Raw genomic sequence first — 17,584 nt, 5'->3', positions numbered from 1 at the left:
GTTTTCGCGGCCTACCGCGGCGGGGACGCAACCGGCTGTTGCCCTGATCCGCACACCCATCAGATCGCTCCCGCTCTCATCGCAAAAGCCACCGCGTGCGGCCGGTTACGCAGGTTCAGGCGATTGGTCACCCCGAAGATGACGTTCTTCACCGTCCGCTCCGAATAACACAGCTTCTCCGCGATCTCCACGGTGTCCAGCCCATCAGCCATCAACCGAAGCACATCAACCTCACGGCTGGTCAGCCCGGCCGCGTTCAAACCCTGCGGCGCCAGCACCTCACGCTGCAGATGATCGACCTGTTTGAGCAACTCGCCCAGCAGATCCGGCGGCATCACAGCACCACCCCTGGCCGCGGCCACCACGCTGTTGATCAGCCTCGTCCCGGTCGCGGCGATTCGCGGCAGCACCGCCACCACACGGGCCTCCACCGCACGCAGGACATCGGAGGGATCGAGTTCGTTGGTCACCAGCACACGAGGCACCGACACCTGCTGTGCCGACAATCGCAGACCAGCCAGCACCTGGGCATTCACACGGTCCGCGGCGAACACGACCACATCGGCTTCGGCCGCACTCGGCACCACGAACAACTCCGACCGCGACTTGAGACAACTCACCAGGCCGGCCAGGGTGATCGGGTCTGCTGCCTGCACGGCCACTCGCACTCGGTCCATCAGGATCTCCCACACACTCCGTGATGTTGTGATCTCAGTGTGCAAAGCCCGTCTTCACAAACTCTCTACATCATCTCTAGACCCCACCCGCACTCACAGCGACCACTGGCAGCCCGGACACCCGCAACGGCGCCAGCGTCAAGACCATCACAGATAGTCGCCGGGTCGACATCCAGCAGCAGGTCACCCAATGCCGCCCGCAGCCGTTCACCCGGCAAGGAGTGCGGACCACGCCCAGACTTGCACGCTCACCACCCCGTTGCCGAGCTCGGTCAGATCGCCCCGGCTCTCATGGCATAAGCCACCGCGTGTGGCCGGTTGCGCAGGTTGAGCCGACCGGTCACTCCGTAGATGACATTCTTGACGGTCCGCTCGGAATAGCACAGCTTCTGCGCGATCTCCGCGGTGTCCATTCCATCGGCCATCAACCGCAGGACGGCGACCTCCCGGTTGGTCAGCCCGGACGAGTTCAAGCCACGGGGCGTCAGCACTTCCCGGCGCAGGTAGTCGATCTTCTTGAGCAACTCGCCTAGCAGATCGGGCGGCATCACGCCCCCGCCGTTAGCCGCGGCGAGGACGCTGTTGATCAGCCTCGTCCCGGTCGCGCCCGTTCGCGGCAGCACAGCCACCACACGGGATTCGACCACACTGAGCACGTCAACGGGGTTGAGCTCGTTGGTCACCAGCACTCTGGGCACGGAGACCTCTTGCGCCGACTGCCGCAGGTCGGCCAGGACCTGGGTGTTGACCCGATCCGTGGCGAATACGATCACGTCGGCCTCAGCGCAGGTAGGCTCTATGACCAGCTCCGGCCGTGACATCAGGCAGCTGGTGAGGCCGGCCAGGGTGATGGGGTCTGCTGCCTGCACGGCCACTCGCACTCGCTCCATCGGGACTCCCACACGTTGAGTGATGATGTGATCTCAGTGTGCGAAGCCCGTCTTCACAATTTCTCTATGTCGCCTCTATGTGAGAGAGCCCTAGTCAGCACTCTTGCGCGACCAACCGGCAACGGCTCCACTCATCCAGCAGGAGGTCGATCCAGATGACGTGGAGTTGAGCCGCCTGTTCGTCCCCCAACGCACGGCATCGCAGGATGTACTCGCGAGTATCCGCCATCTCGGACTCCAGCTGCCGCAGCACGTGCTCAACATCTTCAGGCAGATCGATCGTCGCCAACGAACTCCTCCTTGACCCGACGTTTACAGACCAACCATGCCTGAATCTCGGCGCGGTAGCCGATCCGACAACCAGAACTGACCTTTCGACTAGTGCACTCTGCCTGGTAGCGCCAGGCCGGCGGCAAAACGCGCCTCATGGAGAGCCGCTCAACCGCTGCGCCGTGTTCGGGTCGAACACGTGGACCTCGGCGGTATCGCGCACTGCGACCCGGATCCGCTGACCGATGTAGGGCGGGGTCCGGCCATCCACGCGGACGACCATGCGCTGCTCCGACCCAGCAACAACGCCGTGCACATAGGCGTCCGAGCCCAGTTCTTCAACCAGCCGCACGATGAGTTCAAAACCTTCCTCGTCCGCCCCGACCAGTCGCAACGACTCCGGCCGCACCCCGAAGGTCACCTCCGCCAACTGCTTGGCGGAGGCATCCGAAAGCAGCTCCCGGGGCAGTGCGACCGTCACTCCGCCGATCACGACACCGGCCGCGTCCAACGGCAGGACCAGCAGGTTCATTGCGGGCGAGCCGATGAAACCCGCGACGAACGAGTTCGCCGGGGCCTCGTACAACTCCCGAGGGCTGGCGCACTGCTGCAGCACACCGTCGGCGAGCACCGCCACCCGGTCCCCCATCGTCATCGCCTCGACCTGATCGTGCGTCACGTAGATCGTCGTCGTCCCCAGGCGCTGTTGCAGCGACGCGATGTTCGCCCGCGTCTCCACCCGAAGCTTGGCATCCAGATTGGACAGGGGCTCGTCCATCAGGAATACGCTCGGCTCCCGCACGATCGCACGGCCCATGGCGACCCGCTGCCGCTGCCCACCGGAGAGCGCCTTGGGCTTGCGGTCCAGGTACTTGGTGAGGTCCAGCATCGCCGCGGCTTCGGCGACCTTCTCCTTGATCTGGGATCCGGGCATGCGCCGGAGCTTCAGCGCGAAACCCATGTTCTCCGCGACAGTCATGTGCGGGTACAGGGCGTAGGACTGGAAGACCATCGCGATGTCGCGGTCCTTCGGCGGGAGGCTGCTCACCGCCCGGGAGCCGATCCGGATCTCTCCTTCGTCGACTTCTTCCAGGCCGGCCACCATGCGCAGGGCGGTGGACTTGCCCGATCCTGACGGGCCGACCAGGACCAGGAATTCACCGTCGGAGATGGAAAGGTCGAGCCGATTGACGGCGCGCACCTGCGAAGCACCGCCGTAGACCCGCGATGCCTCCACGTAGGCGACTTCTGCCATGCCGTTTCCTCCATGTCTTGCTGGGACTGAATCTGGTTCCGAAGGGGTTGCTCGGCTCGGACGGCTCGGCCGGTGCCGACGATCACGGTCACGAGCACGTTGGACTACTGACCACGCCCACCGAGTTCGGTGGACCGCTCGGGATCGAGCGCCTCGAAGTCCGGCAGCACCTGGACCTTCGACTCGCCGCTGCGGGTCAGTTTCAGGGCTTCGTCGAAGCTCGCAAGCGGCAAGGCGTGAGTCAGCAACGGATCGGTTCGGATCGATCCTGATGCGATCAGTTCGAGCGCGACGCCGAAGCTGTTGAGCACGGCCATCGAGCGATTCAGCTCGGCTTGCAGATCGTAGAACGGAACTCGCGACAACTGGATGCGCCCGCTCGCGTGGGGCGTCCCGAACACGAGCAGCCGGCCATCGGCGTGTACCGCATCGAATGCCCCCTCCATCGCCTCCGGGTCGCCGGTGCAGTCGATCGCAACATCGAACTTCTCACCGCCGACCTGGGCGATGTCCGTGGCAACCGCAAACGCGCCGAGGTCCATCGCGAGATCCAGCAGCCCCGGGTCGCGGTCAACGAGGGTTACCTTGACACCGCTGAGTCGCTGCACCTGCAGCAACAGCAGCCCAGTCGTGTTCGCTCCCACGACCAGTGCACGCTGCCCAGCGACGACGCCGAACCTGCGCACGGCCCTGAGTGCACGCGAGGCCGGTTCGACCATCGCTGCCTGCTCCCAGGTCATCGAGTCCGGCATCCGGTAACAGTTGGCGGCGGGCACAGCGACGTATTCCGCGAACGCACCGTTCACCGTCTCACCGATAGCACCGCGCTGCTCACACTCCATCATGTAATCCGAACAGCACGCCGCGCACTGCCCGCAGGGCAGGATCGGATCGACCGTCACACGATCCCCGACCCGCCACTTCCCCGGCGCGCCTGGCCCCAATGCAACGATCTCGCCGCTGAACTCATGCCCCGGCACGATCGGATACGACACGGAAGCAAGCTCGCCGTCGGCGATAAGCACATCTAGCCCGCAGACCCCGCACGCACGGACCCGGACAACCACCTGCCCCAAGCCCGGTTCCGGATCAGGCGCCTCACCCACAGCGATCACCCCCGGCCAGCTGATAATCGCAGCCCGCATCGGCAACGCACCCTCCTCAACACCGTTGTCGCCCCACCCCGGAATTGCGCTCAATTGAGCACCAACGTGGCCCAACACCCAACAAGACCGCCGGACATTAAAAGACCAGATACGACCCCAAGCCAGACCATGAGAAAGATCCAGGACCCTGCATCCCCGCCATCTTGCCCATTCGCGCAAAATGAGGGAGTGTCTGATTAACGGTGGATCGCCGGAGTGTGGTGGGCTTCCCCCGTCGGTGTGGACACTCTGATACTGGATCTTGAGGTCCAGGGAAGGAGTGTCCCGGTTGGGATGGCCATCGAAGTTCAGCGACGAGTTCAAGCGTGACGCGGTGGAGCTGGTGCGGCCAGCACTTTCCGTACATCACACGCGGGCGTACTGATCAGCCGTGACACCGTCGGATCCGACGCTACGGCACCGAACACGCCCGGCGCGGCGCGCAGCATAGCTGATCTCATCAATCCCGATCCTGCGCAGGCCCGCGAACCGATCCACCGTGGCATCGATATCAGCTCGGCCCGGGTAATGATCGAGACCACCGTGCGCCCGGCGATCCGCATCAGCTGCCGAACCGTGCACAGATCCTGGGCTAAGTAGACCGCAGGCCGTTCATGCCCGAACTGACCTCCGAATCGACCCGCACCACTCGATGACCGGCCTCCGCCGCCCACGCCGACAGGCGGGCAACCTGACGCTCCAGATCGTCCTTCTGGTCGCGAAAAAGGAAACCCGCGCATACAAACCCGGTCCACCAACCAATTCCGGGACGGCATTGGTCTCGATGTTGGGCATCCCGATGACCAGAGATTTCGGCCCGGACAAGCCGCCGTGGATATTCACCAGCATTTTCTGCCGGCATCCCGCGGGGCGCGAATGGCCTGCCCGGCCAGAATTTGACATGGTCGGACGAATTCCGCGCACTGCAACACAGCTGCACGCGGTGGCGGTCCGATGACCCGCGAACCCTGGCTTCCAGCCTGGCGCGGTCAGTCGTGCAGCAGGGTGTTGATCTCGTCGCGGATCGTTGCTGGAATGTAAGAGCTCGGCAGTGAGTTGACCGGTTCCCACCTACGCACTCGGTGACAGCCTCACCCCGCCGATCCGCCAGGGCCGTGCACCACGGGCACGAACAAGCCCTTCTCGGTTTGGGCCGCAAAACCCAGATTGACAGCCCCGCCGCACCACACCCCGCTTGCTGATCACACGACGATGATCGTATGAGCCCTCATCCTACATCACGAAGGTCAACAGAATAAACACGAAGGCCAGAAAGATACAGCCCGAGATGGTATATTTGTACACTTTTTTTGGTCCTTACGGGCATCTCTGCGGCCTTGGTTATGGCGCCGACGCCGCGTCTAGTACATCGTCGGAAACGCACCACAGGTTTTGATCCTACCCCCAAGTCGTCTTTTGTTTCTTACGATTCTTGTACATCTGGAGGTCTGCGTGATTCAGAGGATCAGGATCCACTCGACTGCGGCAACGTGACACGGCACCCGCCGAATTCAGTACTGGAGTGCGGAGTGTCCTATATCGATTCCCTCCCGGTTATGTCAATAGCGGACGTCGCGGATCGGGATGCGCAGTGGATCGTGATCGACGATCAGGTTCTTGACGTCACAGATTTCATCGCGCAGCACCCCGGCGGATGCCCCGTGATGCACGCCAACATCGGTCGTGACGCCTCGGCGGACTACCACCATGTTTCCGCCCACCAGAGGAAATCCGTGGCCCGGAAGATCGCGCAGCTCATCGTCGCTCGACTCGATCCGCACACCCAGGCGGAAGATACGGGTGGGTGGCAGCGACTGCTCGATTACCTGTGCCTGGTCCGGAACTCGTTCGCGGTACAGCGCGACGACGCACGTGATCCAATTCTTGAACTGGTGTTCTCCGGTCAGTCCTATTGCCACTTGCTGGATGATCACCTTCCCTCGTTCATACAGCAACTTACGGATATCGGTGCGGTCGCGCACACCAGTCTGCTCGCGGGTCGCGCACCATTCACCGGCAACGTTCGATCGGTGACCGAGAAGGTTCTTTCAGCCAGTGACGCAGCGACCGCACGCGCGGTTCTCGAACACCTGCGCGATTCGGTCGCCAAGCTGATGCACCCACTCATTCATATCAGCGCCGACGCGATTCGCGCACAAGCAGGCCATCCCAGCGACAGCGACTCGGTCCAGCGAGCCCAGGAAGCCATGGCCCACATCGGAAAATGGTTCGAGGTAGAGCATGAGCACTGGCACCACGGTTGACACCACGTCCGAGCAAGAACTCACGATTCCCAACGAGGGACTGTCAAGTTCCCTGAATCCTATCCCTGAACAACGTTCTGTGGGCTCCCTGGAGCGCTATGTCGTAGCGAGTTACGAGGCGCCGGCCCAGCTGGATGGCGACCTCACCTTCGAGCACGGCTTTCTGCCGCGCAGGCTGCACACGACCGCACTGACCGGGGCCCATGCCGTCTGGGAAGACGTCGCAGCGGGCCTACCGGACCTCGCCTTCAGCCCGAGGGCGCAGGCGGTCCTCAGCGACCTGCCGCTGCTGCCCGCCGGCCCTGAGGATTTGCCCGATCACCAGGTCAAATGGGCAAGTACACTGCTCGGAATGATCGCGCACTCCTACTGGAGGTTCGGCCTGGAAAGGCTGCACCTCCCGCGCAACAGCAACATTTCCGCCGAGTTACCGGACTCGATCAAAGTACCCTGGACCCAGGTTTGCCAGCGGATGGGGAGAACCGGCCCCTGCCTGACCCTCGAAGACTGGGTTTTCAACAACTTCACCTTCATCGACAAAGGCCACCCGAGCCCCGATGGGGACTATCGCGTCGAGGACGCGGTCATCGAATCGATCCGACCGGTGGTGCCGGCCTACGGCAACGAAACTGAGCGTGTTTTCACCTCATCTTTCGTGGACATTCACGCTGCCAGCGCTTCGGCTGTCAAACAGGTGTGCCAGGCTCAGCGTGCGATCGAGCTCGGCGGGCCCGACGGACATGCGGACGTTGCTGCTGCGCTGCTGCGGATCGCGGAATGCGCACGCGGTGCCACCCGTGCGTTCCGCAAGATCAGCCCACGTCACAACAGCAAGACATTTTGCGACCCGGTTGACTGGGCGAAGACCCTCGTCACATGGACAGTACCCCCGCCGGGCTATCCAGCCGGGCCAAGTGGCTCGGCCTCGCCGCTGGTCCACCTCATGGACGCCGTGATCGGCAGAACCGAGTACGACTCCGACCAAGGACGCTTCGGGAAAATGCTCCGCGGAAGCCAGCTTCCCCGTCGCCTCGAGCAGTTCTTCGACCTCATCTGCGCAGCCGATTTTCGCGGCTACGTCCTCAGCCTGCGGGACGCCGGCGGCACCCGATTCGACGAGACGCAGGAGGCCTTCAACGAACTGGTGGACGCCTTCGCCGGCCCGCACGGATTCCTCGGCGTCCACAAGGGAAAGGTCGTCGACTACTTGGGCGTGGGGACGGTCGTAGGCCGAAACCAGTCAACGGCCCACGATCAAACCTACATCGCCGACTCCAGCTGGACGGCCATGGCGGACCGGCTGCACATCAGCATCGGCGAACGGGACGTCCGACGAGTCTGAAACGTGCACGCTTACGACCTGGTGCGCGACAAGTAACGGAACCGCCTTCCCCCGCCACCCGACCTCATCGACAGCAGTAGCGACGAGAGAGGGTCGGGCGCCGGGGCCGGCTTGTAGGTCTGCAGCCCGAACGCAACCGTCGGTGCTCACTGCCGTAGGCGGTGAACATGCTAGGCACCGAGACGTAGATATGCAGCGGCCATCCCTCGGTGATCGCGCCGTTGATGAAGGCCTGGGGCGTCACCAGCGCAAACGCAAGCGCACCACGATCCCGGACCCGGCCGCCCCACCGGCGCCGGACCTCATGGGCCGGGACTTCACCGCCACCGAGCCTATCAACGCTGGTGCGGCGATATCACCTACCTGCCGCTGACAGGTGGCGATCACCTATACCTGGCGACCGTGATCGATATCTGCTCACGCAGGTTGATCGGGTGGTCCATCGCCGGTCGCCTGCGGGCCGAGTTGGTCTGCGATGCGCTGCGGGCCGCCGTGCGTGCCCGCGGCGGCGACGTCGACGGCGTGGTCTTCCACTCCGACAGGGGTCGCAATACACCTCGGCTGATTTCGCCAAGGCCTGTAAGCCTCACGGTGTGCGGCGGTCGATGGGCAGGATCGGCTCCAGCTACGACAACGCTTTAGCGGACGCGTTTTTCGCCACCCTTAAACGCGAACTGCTCCACAATGGACGACGCTGCTGGAGCAGCGAAGCCGAGGCCCGACAGCAGGTCTTCCGCTGGATCGCCTTCTACAACCACCGCCGCAGACACTCCGCCCTGGGCTACCTCAGCCCCGCCGACTACGAACACCGGCGCACATCAACTACAGTGCAAGACCTCGCAGCATGAAACCCGGTGTCCACGCACCCGGGGGAACTCCAGATCATCAAACCCGGGGTGTCAACCATCTCCGTCAGTCTTATATTGACAGCTTCGCACCGAGCTCTTACCGGGCCATGCGTGTTGGGCGGGGACGAGTCCTGGACACTGGCCCGGACTACGTCTGCGACAGTGCCAAACCTCCAATCGACGCAGTCAGACCACGGCTGCGACCTCACGTCGCAAGGCACTCCAGAGATGCCCTCTCGGTTCGACGCAGTGATCCTTCAGCAAGATCAATCGTCCAAGCTCGAGAGGGCATCTCACCTACTCACGACCGAACCACTACCCGGAAACTCCGGTAGATCGAGCCTTAGCGTGACGCGCCTGCCGTCGTTCGGACTTGTCCGTTCCGCGAGGTAGGAATGCTCGGATCCACTGGAGAGTTCTGCTGGTTACTGCAGTAGTAGGCATCGCGCATCAGCTTCTGCATGTCGTCGAGCACGGGAGCACGCGGGTTGGTCGGAGCACATTGGTCCTCATAGGCGTTCATCGCTTGCGTCGGCAAAGCGGCAAGGAAGGACGCTTCCTCGACGCCGATTTCGGCGAAGGAGGGCGGGATACCGACGGCGTCTCTGAGCCGCTCGATGGCAACCGCATACGATTCGACCCCTTGCTCCGGCGTTCGCGATGGCAGGCCGAGGACGCGGGCAATGTCCTGGAAACGTTGCGGGGCTCGGTAGTTCTCATACTTCGGCCAACCGGTGAGCTTCGTCGGGCTTTGCCCGTTGTAGCGAATGACGTGCGGCAGCAGGATCGCGTTGGTACTGCCGTGGGGCAGGCTGAACGTGGCCCCGATGGTATGCGACATGGCGTGCACGATACCCAGGAACGCATTGGAAAGAGCCATTCCTGCTAGCGTGCTAGCGTTGTGCACCTTCTCGCGCGCAATGAAGATGTCGCCGCCGCTTCGAACAGAAGTTTCAAGGTTCTCGAAGAGAAGCTTGATCGCTTGGATGCACAGTCCGTCCGTGAAGTCGTTGGCATATGTTGATACGTAGGCCTCGGTGGCGTGGGTGAGCGCGTCCATGCCCGCACTTGCTGCCAATCCCTTCGGCATTTCGGTCACCAAGGTGGGGTCGATTATCGCGACGCTCGGGGTCAGGGCGTAATCGCCGATCGGGTATTTGCGTCCCGAATCGGGGTCGGTGACCACTGCGAACGGCGTTACCTCTGAGCCGCTGCCCGACGTGGTGGGGATGCAGACCAAGCGAGCGTCGCGGCCGAGTGGCGGAAACTGGTAGGCGCGCTTGCGGATGTCGTTGAAGCGAGTCTTCGCGTGATCGAGGTCGGTGTCGGGGTGTTCGTACAACAGCCACATGAGCTTGGCGGCGTCCATCGACGAGCCGCCCCCAATGGCGATGATCGTGTCTGGTCTGAAGTCCCTCATCATTTCGGCACCGCGGCGAATTGTCGCAACGGTCGGCTCAGGTTCGACGTAGTCGATCAACCTCACGTCCACGGGTTCGGCGCGGCGGCGGAGGACATCGACGACTTTGCCGGGATAGCCGAGACGGGCGATGGTCCGGCCGGAGACGATGACCGCTTTGTGCACGTCGGCCATGTCCGCCAGGTATCGCAGGCTATGCGGCTCGAAGTAGATCTTCGGTGGGACCTTGAACCATTGGATGTTGTTCGTGCGTCGCCCGGTGCGCTGGATGTTCAGCAGGTGGACCGCACCGATGTTGTCGGCGATGGAGTTGCCACCCCAGCTACCGCAGCCGAGTGTGAGCGATGGGCGGAATGCGTTGTACAAGTCTCCCATCGCGCCTTGTGCCGCCGGAGCGTTCCAGACGATCCGGGCCGCCTTCAGCGTGTTGCGGTAGCGATTGACGAGATCCTGATCAGCGGTGTGGATGACGGCAGTGTGCCCCCTGCCCCACAGGTCGAGGGCCCGTTGCGCCTTCCCGATGGCCTGATCAGCGGTATCGGCGGGAAGTACGGCAAGGATTGGGCAGGACTTCTCGCGGACCAACGGCTCGGCAGCGTCCACGTCGGACACTTCGACGAGGATCGCCGAGGTGTTCTCGGGAACGGTGAAACCGGCCTGGGAGGCGAGCCATGCAGGTGACTTGCCAACCGCCAGCAGCGAGCGACGGGCCGTGGGCGCGTCGTCGGCACCAGCCTCCGTACCGAACAGGAGCCGTTCCAGCGCCCGTTTTTGGTCTGGGGTAGCAAGGTGCGCGTGTAGCTGCTGTAGCTCACTCAGCGTCTCGTCGTACCGGGAGGCCTCGACGATGAGCACCTGCTCGGCCGAGCAGGCCGTGCCGTTGTCAAACGTGACCGACAGAAGGACGTCGTTGGCGGCACGCTTGAGGTTGGCGTCAGCCGAGATAAAGGCGGGTACGTTCCCGGCGCCGACGCCGATTGCCGGCTTACCAGAGCTATAGGCGGCTGCGACCGTCTCGTTGCTACCGGTTGCGAGGACGACGGAGACACCCGGGTGACGCATCAGTGCCTGATTCGCGGCGCGGGTGGGGCTATCGATCCATTGGATGCAGTCGCCTGGCGCGCCGGCCGCCACCGCGGCGTCGCGGACGGTTCGGGCCGCTTCGGCGCCGCAGCGGGGGGCCATGTGGTGGAAGGCGAAGATGATCGGATTGCGTGTCTTGAGTGCGATGAGGGACTTGAAGATGACCGTGGAGGTGGGGTTGGTAACAGGCGTGATGGCCGCTACGACGCCCACTGGACTGGCCGTCTGGGTCATTCCGGTGAGTTCATCGTGGGCGATGGTCCCCACTGTTTTCAGCCCGGCGAGGTCGTTGGCGATGTGTTCGGCCGCGTAGATGTTCTTGGTCGACTTGTCCTCCATCCTGCCACGACCGGTTTCCTGGACCGCCAGCGCAGCGAGCGCGAGATGCTTGTTCAGTGCAGCGAGCGCGGCCTGCTGCACAATGTGATCGACTTCTTGCTGCGAGAGTTGCTCGAAGGTCTGGAGTGCATCCAGTCCGCGTGCCACGAGATGGTCGACTTCGCCTGGTTCCGGAGCAGGTTGGGCGTCGACGTCTCCGGCGGCAACCTCGGTGCTAGCTCGGGCGTCGGTGACCGGGGCAGTGGCGGTGAGGCGAGGTGCCAGGCTCGCGGCAAGCTCACCCAGTGTGTCGTGCTCGTAAAGCTCCTCAACCTGCAGTTCGGGAACGTACTTCCCGAGTCCGACCACTGCCTCCACCATGGTCATCGAGGACAGGCGGAGCCCTGGTACATGGGTGTCGGCGTTGAGGCTTTGCTGGGGTAGGTTAGCGACTTCAGCGAGAACATGCACGATCGTCCGCAGTGCATCGTTGTCGACCTCAGCCTGAGTTGCCTGCGATGTGGGAGGGGCCGTGGCATTGGTCGACGCGCCTCGGCCAACGATGTAGTCGGCCGCGTTTCCCGGCTCATGCAGGGTTTCCGCGATTGTTTGCAGAGCTTTCAATCTCGTTGTGCCAATCGTCTGCGGTATCGACGATGTGGAACTCGCCGCGGGAGCGGCCTGATCCATCGTGGCAGGATCGAAGTGAACCTTGCTGGCTTCGACCGCGCTGAGGGTGACGTCAAATGCACCGTCGTCGACCAGTGGCTCGGGCGCGCTGAGTGAGCCCAGGAACTTTCGGACCGGGAGATTCCGGTCAGTACGCTTGCACGGAATTCGCACGGTTTCGCAACCTGATTTGATTGCAAGCTCACCGAGATCGGCCAACATGCGGTGCTCGACCCCGCGGCCGAGTGCCCTGCAGCTAAGCAGGAAGGTGTCGACCACAAGCTCGTCCGCGTCCTGCTGGTAGATCGTGGTACCAACGGTACCGTAATCACCGAAACGGTCCTTGGCACGCACCACCAGGCAACCCGCCCGTTCGTCTTTGAGGAGCACTTGCAACTGCGACTCCTGGCGACGTTGGACGCTGGCATTGAATTGGTTGGTCCGTTGGGTGAGCTGGGCAACTCGCCGAAGGTCGGCATCAGCTGCCGGAGCTATGTCCACCTGCAACTGCAGGTTGGCCATGAACTCCGCGAAGTTCATCGTGCGCTGGAGCTGAGAGCGCTCTTGCTGGCTGACATAAGAGCGGGTGCGCGCGCGGTCCTCGTCGGTGGTCTCCAGGCGGTCGAACGCCCAGACCCGTGCCGCGAAGTCACGCAGTAAGTCGGGCTCGGCGGGTACGGTCAACGCAAGCACCCCAGGGCAATTGGCTTGTACCTCCGCCACTTCGAGTGGGTTGTCGTCCAGGAACACCACGCTGTCGAGCCCCAGCCCGAAACCTTCGACGAGTTGGATGAGGCCGGCCGACTTCGGTTCCCACGAGACGGCCTGCCCGGCCAGCATTTCCGGACGCAGCGGCATATCGGTCCGAGTGGCGAACACTTCCCCGATAAGAGCGGGATCGTTCTTGCTCACCAGGCACACGAGGACGCCATTCTTCGAAAGGTCCGCTGCCCAATGCTGGAGCCGGTAGTGCCCATCGCGCATCCGCAACCCCTGCGGCCCGTCTTCCCCTGCGACGCCATCCCACAGGGTGTTGTCGCAGTCGAGCGCGAGCACCTTGAACGGCGGTGCAGCAACAGTGTGCAGCGTCCGCGCGAGGCCAGTGGCAAGGGCGGTGTAACCCTCACTGGTGTAGGGCATGTGCGCAATACGAAGCCGCGCCGGGTCGTGCACATTACCTGGCTCTGGAGACAGTCCACCATGCCAAGTGGCGCAGTCGAGTACGTGCACGCCGCGCAACCCGTCCAGCAGCTCCGAGAGCAGGGCATGACGTTTTTCATCCAAATCCGCGTGCGGCTCCGGGCTCGGGCATACCTGGATGAGCAAGGTTGCCAGGTTGGTGCCGCGTTCGGCCCAAGCCCGGACTGTAGCCGCGAACTCCTCAATCGTTTTCTCGATTCCGGCCTCATCCCAGTCGGCGAAGCGCACCAACAGCGCTGCCACCGTCGCCCCGCTAAGCGCGCTATCGACCGCGAGGAGCTGCTGGAAAATCTGACCATACGGGGAGAATTCCACTTCCCACTCGAGTCCGAGGCGCTGCAACCAGGCGTCAAGGGGCGGCTGCAGCGGATCGGTGGTGAACGTGGCGGCCACCGCAAGCCGCGAAGAATTCTTGCCGGTTTTCTGCGACTCTGAAGGGAGATCGGCCGGCTGGGCGAAATCTTCCAGCACGGTCGCCGTACCCGCCGCACCTGGCTTCAAGAGCGCGTTGACGATGCCGGCGGTGACCGGTTCGACGCGCATCCCGGGGAGAACCCCGCTCGCGTAAGCTGTGGCCAGCCGCGGCGGGCGCGCGATCACACCTTTGGTACTGGACTTGTTCGTGATCGTGTTTTTGACCATTGCCTCGGCCGCTTGTTTGGCAACGGCGTAGTGCTCCAACCCGGTGGGGCATGAGGTGACATACTCGCTGGAGATCAGAATGATCTGTCCAGCACGCTGTTCGACCAGTTCGCCCAACCTCTCCAGAGGCGTGTGCACTAGCTGAAGAGCGCTTTCCTGCCATGCTTGCGCGGCGTCACCAGTCATGCCCGGTTGCACCGTCGGGAAAGCGTTGAGCACGAGCACGTCCAAGCCCCCGTGCCTTGCCCTGATGCGATCGCCCAGTTCTGCCAGCTGATCGGCATTGGACGCGTCTGCCTGCACCAAGTGGACTCGTTCCGCGTCGGCACCTAGCGCGTCGCGAACTTGCTGGGCCTCGGCTCCACAATCGCGATAGAGGGCATAGACCTCGGCACCCTGTAGCGCCATCCCTTGAACCAGGCTCGCTCCCAGTCCCCGGCTGCCGCCGACCACCACGGCGACCTGGTTGTCCAGAGCCCGCACTTGGGGGATAAGTTCGGTTAGCTGCGCTGGGTCGAGCTCTGCGGGCAGCTGCCGCACCAATACCGAAAGCTGCACCTGCCCGACCCCGCCCAGGGCCCCTGCGAGTTTCACCAGTCCAAACCGTCGGTCCACCGCGGTGACCTCGACACGACCAACGCCGTGCGCCAGATTCGGCGCGCCGTCCGGCAACACCGACAATCCGGTGATCATCGCCTCCCGTCCCGGGAGGTGCATGCCTGCTACGTAACTGGCCCAGGACAGCAACGTCACGTGCTGGCCGATGCTTTCGCCCGCATCTGCCCCGTAACCGCGCAGCGTTGCGTGAAGGTCTCCGACGTCGCCGCCAAAGGGGATCTCCAAAGTCAATCCCTCGGAGATCTCATCGATGGTCCACTGTGTTAGCCCGTCACCCAAGCTCTTCACGTCGGAGACGTTCGAGAGCTCTCGATCAACACGCTCGTCACCGACGTTCTCCAGGTCAATCTCGACCGCCAGGTTCTCCGCCGCCCAGACCTCAAACCGAGTCGCAGCCTCCGGCATCGTCACGGTGTACTCGGCGCCGGGCAGGACAGGGCCGTGAAAACGCGCCCGGAGCCAACGGTCGTTCGGCAGCTGAGCCGACTCGATCCACGTACCTAGCGCGTGCATCACCACCAACGCGCCGTGCACGATGGGCTGCGGAAAACTCGTGCACCTGCGGACATACTGGACATCCGTGTGGAGCGGGTTGATGTCTCCACTGGCCTCCGCAAAGACCCTTACTTGTTCATCGCTAACTCGAAGAACCCGCTGACCGATTGACACTCCCATAGTTCCTTTCGTTTCGGTGATTGAGGTTCCTCCGTATGGCTCGGAGGCTTCCTAGCTTGGTCTGATGGACCTAACGGGGGTCATCCGTGCCAGCACCGATGAAGTACCCGACGAGCTGCGTGAGCGCCGCCACTCCCTTCCCTGAACCACGAGCGTCTGTGCCTCAGACGCCGGGCAAGCCAAAGATCACCTCCGCTCCGACTATTTCCAGGCTTTGGGGCAGGGCTTGAGCGCCGGTTATCTGTCCGGTATACCTTGGTGAGGGGATGGACATCGAGAAGGTCTTCCTAAGGAAGAACCATTAATGCGCTCAACGCCGGCGTACCCGGCAGTATTGTATTGAGAAATGAGCATCATTGGTCGCCGCTTCGCGTGCAATTAACGGGATCGCGAGGAAACCTTGCAGGGAAGCCAGAGGTTTGGCCAAGGCGCTCCCAGTCTCCACCTTCAGCAATGTTCTCCGTTTTCGGTATGCGAAAATCGGCCTACCCCAGGTGCGCGCTTGGGGCATTGATTCTGCCGCCAACCGGGCCAAATGTGGTTGGTCGCGATTACGAGGCGAATTCTGACGCTCTTTTCGTCAGAGACGATACCGTTTGGTCGCGACTGTGCCCTAATGGCCACTAATGCATGATCATTCGGGCAGTTCGGCTGGCCGGGATCGTCAAAGCCGATTTGGGATGGTAGCGGCCGCTTATACTGAGCCTTTCCGGGTAAGCATCAGTGACTCGGGGCAGTCGTCAGGGGAACGTCAAAGTTGGTTTGCACTGGTGGCGGCCGCGATGAGTGGAAGGATTCTGGTTCGGTCGGCAGCGATACGTTCCAGGGTTCGGGTTATTTGCGTGATTCCGGCCAGGCGTAATAAGCCCAGCGCGAGGTTGCGTAAGGTGGCCATGACGTGGACGCCTGCGCCGGTGTAGGCGTGTTGGTGGTCTTCGCGGTAAACGACGTCGCGGACCCAGTGGGTCTTGTTTTCTATTCCCCAGTGCAGGCGGATGAAATGAGCAATCACCTCGGCGTCGGCTTGTTCGGCGGTCAGACTGGTGACACCGTGAACGACCTCTTTGGACACACGGTTCCCCGTGTGGTCGAAGGTGTCGCGGCGGATGCGGAACAGCAGCGAACGCCGTCGGTGCTCACTGCCATAGGCGGTGAACATGCTAGGCACCGAGAAGTAGATATGCAGCGGCCATCCCTCGGTGATCGCGCCGTTGATGAAGGCAGGCCAGTGCTGCCGGGCGTCCTTGGAAACGCGTGGATCACTTAGCAGCCGCTTAAGCAGATCGTGGCTGGTTACCGCCCACGCCACCACTCCCCCAGGAAGTTCACCGCGCTGCGGGGCCTTGTCGTCAGATGCCGGCGGCCTCGGCGTAGACGTCGCGGCCGGTGGGGTCGATCTTGAACGGGCAGGACTGTTGCTTCATCGGCTTTCTCCAGAGGTTTCGTCGAGCTGAGCGGGGATTAAATAGGACGAAACGTCTATTTCGATCGTTGAGCGACCCTTAGATGAGACCCGCGCGGATGGCGTAGGCGACAGCGTGGGTACGGTTGCTGAGATCGAATCGTTCCATGAACTTGTAGAGGATGTTCTTGACGGTGCGTTCGGAGAAGTGGAGTTTTTGCGCTATTTCTTCGAGGCCGAATCCTTCGGAGACGAGACGTAGGACATCGATGTCGCGGTGCGTGATACCGGAGGGTGTCATATCGAGCGGTGCGAGCACTTCGCGGTAGGTCCGTTGAAGCTGATCCACGAGTGCGCCCTGCATTGAAATGGGGAGAAAGCCACCACCGTCGCTGACTGCTCGAACAGCTTGGGCGAAGGCGCCGGCGGAGAAGTGGTGGCGCCATAGGACGGCGCGGACGCCCAACCCTACCGCCGTGGCCATGTCGGCGCGCCAACGGTTTTCCACTACGAGGATAACGGGTTTGACAGCGGCGGGATTGAGGCTTCGCAGCGATTCTATTGTAGACGCTTCGGCGGTTTCCGTGGCGACGACCACAACGTCGGCGTTGTCGTTGGTGGTCTCGATGTGTTGGTGCTCGTCCAAGCACTGGGCTAGCCCGGCGCGAATCAGCGGGTCCGAGGCAGTAATAGACACGCCGATCTTCGTTGTTGTTCCGCCATCCATGGCAATGTCCCCGTAAACTAAGTAGACGCTTCGGCGATATCCGTGGCGACGACCACAACGTCGGCGTTGTCGTTGGTGGTCTCGATGTGTTGGTGCTCGTCCAAGCACTGGGCTAGCCCGGCGCGAATCAGCGGGTAGG

13 protein-coding genes and 1 pseudogene are annotated in these 17,584 nt (G+C 62.8%); 5 read left to right on the top strand and 9 right to left on the bottom strand.

Annotated elements, in window-relative coordinates:
* Positions 1–59 precede the first annotated feature (59 nt).
* The 6 genes and pseudogenes from AB0I53_RS40595 to AB0I53_RS40570 form a co-directional block, all read right to left on the bottom strand.
* The gene (locus tag AB0I53_RS40595) at positions 60–677 is read right to left on the bottom strand and encodes a response regulator transcription factor (protein WP_358614379.1); all 618 of its coding nucleotides are present in this window, start codon (positions 675–677) and stop codon (positions 60–62) included.
* Between the two features lie 272 nt (positions 678–949).
* Complete coding sequence (locus AB0I53_RS40590; RefSeq protein WP_358614369.1) at positions 950–1,567, bottom strand: response regulator transcription factor; 618 nt, start codon at positions 1,565–1,567, stop codon at positions 950–952.
* A gap of 94 nt (positions 1,568–1,661) precedes the next feature.
* On the bottom strand, positions 1,662–1,856 hold the full coding sequence (locus AB0I53_RS40585; RefSeq protein WP_358614368.1) for a hypothetical protein: 195 nt from the start codon (positions 1,854–1,856) through the stop codon (positions 1,662–1,664).
* A 135-nt stretch (positions 1,857–1,991) separates the two neighbouring features.
* Positions 1,992–3,092: a sn-glycerol-3-phosphate ABC transporter ATP-binding protein UgpC gene (gene ugpC, locus AB0I53_RS40580; RefSeq protein ID WP_358614367.1), complete on the bottom strand. Its 1,101-nt coding sequence runs from the start codon at positions 3,090–3,092 to the stop codon at positions 1,992–1,994.
* A 104-nt stretch (positions 3,093–3,196) separates the two neighbouring features.
* Positions 3,197–4,237 carry an alcohol dehydrogenase catalytic domain-containing protein gene (locus AB0I53_RS40575; RefSeq protein ID WP_358614378.1) on the bottom strand — a complete coding sequence of 347 codons (1,041 nt, stop codon included), beginning with the start codon at positions 4,235–4,237 and terminating at the stop codon, positions 3,197–3,199.
* Positions 4,238–4,684: 447 nt separating this feature from the next.
* Positions 4,685–4,812: pseudogene (locus AB0I53_RS40570) on the bottom strand (ISL3 family transposase); the annotation flags it as partial.
* 77 nt (positions 4,813–4,889) lie between these two features.
* Here AB0I53_RS40570 and AB0I53_RS40565 point away from each other — a divergent pair.
* From AB0I53_RS40565 to AB0I53_RS40545, 5 genes are all read left to right on the top strand, one after another.
* Positions 4,890–5,195: a hypothetical protein gene (locus tag AB0I53_RS40565; RefSeq protein ID WP_358614382.1), complete on the top strand. Its 306-nt coding sequence runs from the start codon at positions 4,890–4,892 to the stop codon at positions 5,193–5,195.
* Between the two features lie 571 nt (positions 5,196–5,766).
* The gene (locus AB0I53_RS40560; protein ID WP_358614366.1) at positions 5,767–6,501 is read left to right on the top strand and encodes a cytochrome b5-like heme/steroid binding domain-containing protein; all 735 of its coding nucleotides are present in this window, start codon (positions 5,767–5,769) and stop codon (positions 6,499–6,501) included.
* Entirely contained in the window at positions 6,479–7,843 is a 1,365-nt protein-coding gene (locus tag AB0I53_RS40555; protein ID WP_358614365.1) for a hypothetical protein, read from the top strand. The genes AB0I53_RS40560 and AB0I53_RS40555 overlap by 23 nt, the downstream gene beginning before the upstream one ends.
* Before the next feature lie 354 nt (positions 7,844–8,197).
* Complete coding sequence (locus tag AB0I53_RS40550; RefSeq protein WP_358614377.1) at positions 8,198–8,485, top strand: DDE-type integrase/transposase/recombinase; 288 nt, start codon at positions 8,198–8,200, stop codon at positions 8,483–8,485.
* A complete protein-coding gene (locus tag AB0I53_RS40545; protein ID WP_358614364.1) occupies positions 8,437–8,691 on the top strand; it encodes an integrase core domain-containing protein in 255 nt (84 codons plus the stop codon). The genes AB0I53_RS40550 and AB0I53_RS40545 overlap by 49 nt, the downstream gene beginning before the upstream one ends.
* Positions 8,692–9,034: 343 nt before the next feature.
* On the opposite strand, the gene adhE is transcribed toward AB0I53_RS40545, so the two are convergent.
* The 3 genes from adhE to AB0I53_RS40530 form a co-directional block, all read right to left on the bottom strand.
* Complete coding sequence (gene adhE, locus AB0I53_RS40540) at positions 9,035–15,316, bottom strand: bifunctional acetaldehyde-CoA/alcohol dehydrogenase (RefSeq protein ID WP_358614363.1); 6,282 nt, start codon at positions 15,314–15,316, stop codon at positions 9,035–9,037.
* 751 nt (positions 15,317–16,067) lie between these two features.
* Entirely contained in the window at positions 16,068–16,625 is a 558-nt protein-coding gene (locus AB0I53_RS40535; protein WP_358614362.1) for a transposase, read from the bottom strand.
* Positions 16,626–16,818: 193 nt separating this feature from the next.
* On the bottom strand, positions 16,819–17,445 hold the full coding sequence (locus tag AB0I53_RS40530) for a response regulator transcription factor (RefSeq protein ID WP_358614361.1): 627 nt from the start codon (positions 17,443–17,445) through the stop codon (positions 16,819–16,821).
* Between the last annotated feature and the right edge of the window lie 139 nt (positions 17,446–17,584).

Source organism: Saccharopolyspora sp. NPDC050389, from assembly GCF_040655595.1.
Lineage (GTDB): Bacteria > Actinomycetota > Actinomycetes > Mycobacteriales > Pseudonocardiaceae > Saccharopolyspora.
The sequence above is the reverse complement of the archived record's forward strand: the minus strand, read 5'-3'. Positions and strand labels throughout refer to the sequence as shown.